Annotated in this window: 6 protein-coding genes; 4 read left to right on the top strand and 2 right to left on the bottom strand. The window is 63.2% G+C overall.

What is annotated here, in order from left to right; all coding sequences use genetic code 11:
* From HMPREF1478_RS09080 to HMPREF1478_RS09070, 3 genes are all read left to right on the top strand, one after another.
* On the top strand, window positions 1-1,587 hold a 1,587-nt coding region (locus HMPREF1478_RS09080; RefSeq protein WP_016461776.1), incomplete at its 5' end, for a PrsW family intramembrane metalloprotease.
* A 91-nt stretch (window positions 1,588-1,678) separates the two neighbouring features.
* Complete coding sequence (locus HMPREF1478_RS09075) at window positions 1,679-2,527, top strand: PrsW family intramembrane metalloprotease (RefSeq protein ID WP_016461775.1); 849 nt, start codon at window positions 1,679-1,681, stop codon at window positions 2,525-2,527.
* The gene (locus HMPREF1478_RS09070) at window positions 2,524-3,051 is read left to right on the top strand and encodes an NUDIX hydrolase (RefSeq protein ID WP_016461774.1); all 528 of its coding nucleotides are present in this window, start codon (window positions 2,524-2,526) and stop codon (window positions 3,049-3,051) included. Before HMPREF1478_RS09075 ends, HMPREF1478_RS09070 begins: the two co-directional genes overlap by 4 nt.
* A gap of 8 nt (window positions 3,052-3,059) precedes the next feature.
* Here the strand turns inward: HMPREF1478_RS09070 and serB are convergent, their stop codons facing one another.
* Window positions 3,060-3,743: a phosphoserine phosphatase SerB gene (gene serB / locus HMPREF1478_RS09065; protein WP_034475609.1), complete on the bottom strand. Its 684-nt coding sequence runs from the start codon at window positions 3,741-3,743 to the stop codon at window positions 3,060-3,062.
* A gap of 2 nt (window positions 3,744-3,745) precedes the next feature.
* A complete protein-coding gene (locus HMPREF1478_RS09060; RefSeq protein ID WP_016461772.1) occupies window positions 3,746-4,981 on the bottom strand; it encodes a glucose-1-phosphate adenylyltransferase in 1,236 nt (411 codons plus the stop codon).
* Window positions 4,982-5,152: 171 nt separating this feature from the next.
* Here HMPREF1478_RS09060 and glgA point away from each other — a divergent pair, with 171 nt between their 5' ends.
* Complete coding sequence (gene glgA, locus HMPREF1478_RS09055; protein WP_016461771.1) at window positions 5,153-6,376, top strand: glycogen synthase; 1,224 nt, start codon at window positions 5,153-5,155, stop codon at window positions 6,374-6,376.
* The last annotated feature ends 23 nt before the right edge of the window (window positions 6,377-6,399 follow it).

Raw genomic sequence — 6,399 nt, 5'->3', positions numbered from 1 at the left:
CAGCAGGGTCAGTCGGCTCCGGGTGGCCAGTATGGTGCGTCGGCGGGTTCGGGTTATGCTCCCGTTCCTCAGCCTCAGCAGGGTCAGTCGGCTCCTGGCGGGCGCTACGGTGCGCCTGCAGCCTCTGCCTACGCCCCGGAGTCGCAGGCGGGCAATGGGCCTCGTCCTGAGACAGGCGGCCAGCAGTTCTCCGCCGTTCCTCAGCCGGGCAGCTCGGATGTCCCACAGCCTCAGGGGTCGAGCGTTGCGCAGCCGCAGTCTGCGCGAAGCTACGCACCTGCTGCTCCAACCGGACAGTCTCTCGGAACCTCGGCACAGATGCCCGCTCCGGACCCGATGACACGATTCGAACCCGAGGCACAATTCACCTCCTCTTTCCAGTCGTTCGTCAATACCGCGCCGGCCATGCCTGGGCCGAGCGCCGCTCAGTATCCGCAGGCAGCACCGCAGCAGGTGCAGGCGTGGGCTATGCCCACGCCTGCCAAGAAGGCGCCGGTTTTCGAGGCCGTCGTGATCGGCGTCGGCGCGGCACTGATGCTCGTGGGTACGAGCAGTTTCCTGTTAGTCAGCGGCCCCTTTTTGAGCCTCTTCCTCGCCTTCTTCTGCCTCGTTCCCCTCGCTATCATCCTGGCATTCCTCCAGTTCGTGGATCGCTTCGAGCCCGAGCCTTGGTGGACGAAGATTGCGGCGCTCCTGTGGGGTGGCGGTGTGGCGATCTTCTTTGCGATGATTTCGAACGAGGTCGCCGGTAACTCCGTTGCGAGCGCAACCGGTAGCGGTGCTGCGGGAGAGATTTTCTCCGTTGTGGTTGCCGCTCCCGTTGGCGAGGAATTCCTCAAGGCGCTCGGCGTGCTCGTGATTGTCATGATGCGGCGTAACAGCATTTCCTCCCCGCTCGATGGCCTCGTCTACGCCGGTTACTCAGCGGCGGGGTTCCTCGTCGTTGAAGACTTCACATACTTCGTTAATAGCTTCTACGACGGGGGGTTCGCCCAGACTTTCGTGATGCGCGTCTTCCTGGGTGTCTTCGGGCATGTTATGTATACGACGTGCACCGGCTGGGCGATTGGATGGGCTGCGACGCGCACCCGTTCGCTGGGTGTCGGCATCGGTGTGAGCCTCCTCGGCTACCTGATCGGCGTGACGATGCACGGCGTGTGGAATGGATCCTCGGTGATCTCAGGCAGCCGCGGTGGCTTCCTCGTGCTCTACTTCATCATTCAGGTTCCCCTGTTCTGTGGCTGGCTGTTCTTCGTGTCCCGTGCGATGCGTCGAGAGCGGCGCGATATCGCTGCCGGTCTCATGCCCTACGTCAACCAGGGCTGGATTCTGCCGAGCGAGGTCCAGATGGTGTGCGATCCCGCTGCCCGCCGCAACGCGCTCTCCTGGGTGGCGAGCGGTGGCCCTGAAGCAAAGCGGGCGATGAAGTCCTTCATGAACAACTTGGCGTCCCTCGGCCTTGACCAGGTCATCATGAACGTGCGCGGTCCCGAAAAGGGCCGCATTGAGGACACTCAGGAGAAGGTGCGGGAGGCGACAAATCAGCGTCAGAAGTTCCAGGCGCTCATGGGCATTCGCCCCATGTGAGCGTTTTGATTCACACGGTCGTCGCATGGCGTTTTCATAGGTCACGCATAGGTTGATGTCGCACGATGGTGGGGATAGAAAGGAAACAAACGTGACTTACGCTCATTCTGCCCGCCCTTCGTCGCGGGCCCTCACCGTGTGCTCGATCGTCTTGATCGTCATCGGCATCCCGGCACTAGCCCACGAGGTGCGTGGTGCGATTGATGGTGCCAGCAGCTCCGCCGCGGCGCTCGCTGTGAGTGCATCGTGTGTCAGCGCTGTCGTCGGCCTCCTTTTCTTGGCCTGGGTGGCGCGATTCGCTCCGTCGGTCCTGTCGTGGATTGCCGCATTTGCGTGGGGCACCGGTGGTGCGCTCATGATCGCAGGTATCGGTAACGGCTTGATCGACGCCGCGGTGGAATCGACCAGCATGAGCGATTCTGCGGTTGATTTTGTGACCTCCGTTGTGACGGGTCCCGTTGTGGAGGAAACCGCGAAGGGCATCGGCGTGCTCATTCTGATCCTCGCCGCCCGTAAACTGCTGACCCATCCTTCTCAGGGCGCAGTCCTGGGTGTCCTTGTCGGCCTTGGTTTCGCTTGGGGCGAGGATATGGGTTACTACGTGAGTGCCCTCGAGGACGGTATGGGCGGACTGTGGGAATCCTTCCTGGCGCGCGCGATCCTGGGCGGCTACGGGCACGCGATCTTCACGGGCGTCTTCGGCTACGCTCTCGCGTGGGCTGCACTGCGCGCGAAGAATGTGTTTGCCGGCATCCTCGTTGCTGTCGGTGGGTTCATCGCGGCCCTCGCGCTGCACGGTCAGGCGAATGCCGTTGGCTTCCTGGCGCCCGAGGACTCGTGGAACCTCACCTACGGAGCTATCGAGCTTCCCCTCCTGCTTGTCAGTGTTGCGCTCCTCGTGTGGGGCCTGCGTCGCCATCGGGCTACCCTGGAGGCATGAGCGCACTCGACTGGCCTGTGGACGCGGACGGTTATCCCCATCGGGAGGCCGCCCGCGTCCTTTTGTTCGACGATGAGGGACGTGTCCTGTTGGCCAAGGGTCACGACGAGGATCAGCCAGAGCGATTCTGGTGGTTCACGATTGGTGGTGGCATCGAGGAAGGCGAAGATCCCCGCAGCGCAGCTGTGCGTGAGGTCTTCGAAGAAACGGGCATCGAGCTGGCTCCTGACGATTTGGTTGGTCCCGTTCTCTACCGGACCGCTGAGTTCGACTTTCTGGCCGTCACTGCCCGGCAGGACGAATGGTTTTTCCTCGCTCACGCGCCTTCTACCGCGCTGAGTCGCGATGGGTGGACGGATCTGGAGCGATCCGTCATCGACGCGCAGGCCTGGTGGGACATCGATGAGGCAGAGGCTCAGATCGACGCAGACATCTACCCCGCGCAGATCCTCGAGTACGCCCGTTCGTGGCGGCATGGTTGGGATGGGCGCATGATTCGCCTCACGGACACGCGCGAGCCCTGACGTCGGCGCTAGGCGAGTCCGAGGGGAGCGATCGCTAGGGAAAGATCTGGCGTGTTGAGCTGGACCGCTACCCGTTCGCGCACGGCGGGCTTCGCGCAGAACGCGATACCGACTCCGGCCTCGTGCATCATGGGGACGTCGTTCGCCCCGTCGCCGATCGCAACCGTGCGTTCGCGGGGGACACCCAGGGACGAGGCCCACGAACGCAGGCAGTCGACTTTCACCTGGGAGGTGACGATACGGCCCAGCACTCGTCCTGTTAAGAATCCGCCCTCGACCTCAAGGCGATTAGCGGCGTAGAAATCGATGCCGAGGGAGGCCGCCAGGGGAGCGACCACCTCCTCGAAACCGCCTGATACGACGCCGAAATGCCCGCCCGCTCGGTGGGTCGCCTCAATGAGTTCGCGTGCTCCCTTCGTGGGAGTGATGGAGGTTAGGACATCGCCGAACACAGATTCCGGGACGCCCGCGAGGGTCGCGACCCGCTCCCGCAGCGACTGCGCGAAATCGAGCTCGCCGTTCATGGCGCGGGAGGTAATCTCGGCGACCCGCTCTCGCGTACCCGCGGCCTCGGCGAGCTCCTCGATGACCTCCTGACTAATCAACGTCGAATCGACGTCAGTGACGACGAGGCCGGGTGCCCCGCTGACACACAGCAGCGGAGCACCCGGCTCATCGAGATGGAGCATCATACTCACTTGTGGACGACCGTACCCTTGGGGACGACCGTAATGCCCGACTCTGTGACGGTGAACCCGCGCTCGAGGTCGTGCTCAAGATCAACGCCGACGACGGCGCCTTCCTCGACGATGACGTTCTTGTCCAGAATCGTCTTCACGACCCGCGAGGAACGGCCGATGCGCGAACCGTGCATGATGACCGAATCCTCGATCTTCGCCCACGAATGGACGTAGGTGTGCGGGGAGACGATCGAACGCGTGATCTCGCCACCGGAGACGATGACGCCGGGGGAGACGAACGAGTCGATCGCATGACCCAGGCGGTCCTCATCGCCGTAGACGAACTTTGCCGGCGGCAGGGAACCATCGATCATCGTCATGGTCGGCCACTCGCGGTTGTACAGGTTAAACACCGGGTGCACCGAGATGAGGTCCATGTTCGCCTCGTAGTAGGCGTCCAGCGTACCAACGTCGCGCCAGTAATCGCGGTCACGGTCGGTCGAACCCGGCACGTCGTTGTCCTGGAAGTCATAGACGCCGCACTCGCCGCGCTCGACAAACCACGGGATGATGTTGCCGCCCATGTCGTGCTTCGAATCGGGGTTGGCCGCATCCTCGCGCAGTGCGTTGACCAGATCCTTCGTGGTGAAGACGTAGTTGCCCATCGAGGCGAGGACCTTGGTCGGATCGTCGGGCAGACCGACGGCATGCTTGGGCTTCTCGAGGAAGTTCTTCACGACGCCGCCCTCGCCATCGATGACGCCGAGTGCGGGAGCCAGCTCGATCGGCTGGCGAATGCCGGCCACCGTCGCAGGAAGACCCGAATCGATATGGTGCTGGACCATCTGCGAGAAGTCCATGCGGTAGATGTTGTCGGCACCGATGATGACGATGTATTCCGGTGCCTCGTCATCAACGATGTTGAGGGACTGGTAGATAGCATCGGCGCTACCCAGGTACCAGTGCGGCCCGCGACGCTGCTGGGCCGGCACAGGGGCAATGAAGTTGCCGAGCAGGGGAGATGTGTACCAGGTCTTCGTGACGTGGCGGTCGAGGGAATGGGACTTGTACTGCGTCAAGACAACAATCTTGAGGTATCCGGAATTCACGATGTTCGACAGTGCGAAATCGATCAGCCGGAAGTGACCACCGAACGGAACGGCCGGCTTTGCGCGGTCCTCCGTCAGGGGCATCAGTCGCTTACCCTCACCGCCCGCGAGAACGATTGCCAGGACGTGGTTCTTTGCCATGTGGCACCTCTTCGTTGGTCGAGTGGACCCGCATCGGCGCGAATCCGTGGGAGTGGTCACACTGTATTACAAATGTCTATCGATTGCTACATCGTCTCGTTTTCTATCAGCAGTGACGTGAGATCGGATACGATGTGTGCTACGCGTCGCTACTGTCGGAAGGACCCCATCATGCGCGTCGATCTGCTTACCCGCGAATACCCGCCCCACGTCTACGGAGGTGCTGGCGTTCACGTCCTTGAACTAGCAAAGGTCCTGCGTGGGCTGGTCGATGACCTGCGGGTGCAGGCGTTTGACGGTCCGCGCGAGCCGGGCACCGATGGTGCCGACCCGGGAGTGACCGGACATGCCGACCTGCCCCAGCTGGCCGGAGCGAACGCGGCCCTGCGGACCTTGGGCGTCGACCTCGAGATCGCCGCGGCGTGTGAGGGGTCGGACCTCGTGCACTCGCACACGTGGTACGCGAACTTCGCTGGCCACGTGGCCTCGCTGCTGGGCGACATTCCCCATGTCATCTCCGCCCACTCGCTCGAGCCGCTGCGCCCCTGGAAGGCTGAGCAGCTCGGCGGTGGCTACCGCCTGTCCTCCTACGTGGAGAAAACCGCCTATGAGGCCGCCAGCGCGATTGTCGCGGTGTCGAACGGTATGCGTGACGATATCCTGCGCTGCTACCCCGGCGTTGATCCCGACCGAGTGCACGTCATCCACAACGGCATCGACCTGAACAAGTGGCACGCGCCCGAAGGCGAAGCGGGAGAGGAACTGCGTGCCCGCGTGCTCGCCGAGCACGGTATTGACCCGTCGCGTCGCACGGTCGTCTTCGTCGGCCGTATCACCCGTCAGAAGGGCCTGTCGTACTTCCTGCGCGCCGCCCAGCTCCTGCCCGAGGACGTCCAGCTGGTCCTGTGCGCTGGCGCCCCCGATACCCCGGAAATTGCTGCCGAGGTTGAGGGCCTCGTCGCCGAGCTGCGTGCTCGACGCTCCGGCGTCGTCCTCATCTCCGAGATGCTCCCGCAGTCTGAGGTTGCTGCGATCCTGTCCTCGGCTCAGGTGTTCATTACTCCTTCCGTCTACGAGCCCCTCGGTATTGTGAACCTGGAGGCAATGGCGCTCGGTCTGCCCGTTGTTGGTACCGCAACCGGCGGCATCCCCGACGTGATCGTCGACGGAGAGACGGGCTACCTCGTGCCGATCGAGCAGATGCAGGATGGGACGGGAACACCGCTGGATCCGCGCGCATTCGAGGAAGCGATGGCCGACCGCCTGATTCGTGTTCTCGACGATCCCGAGCTGGGTCGCCGCATGGGCGAGGCTGGCCTTGCACGCGCCCGCGATCACTTCTCGTGGGAAGCAATCGGCATCAAGACCGCCGAGCTGTATCGCTCGCTCGTTTAGGGCGCACGCCACCCTATAGACGA

The organism is Actinomyces sp. HPA0247 (genome assembly GCA_000411415.1).
Lineage (GTDB): Bacteria > Actinomycetota > Actinomycetes > Actinomycetales > Actinomycetaceae > Pauljensenia.
Note: the sequence above shows the minus strand (reverse complement) of the source record. Positions and strands in the feature narration are given on the sequence as shown.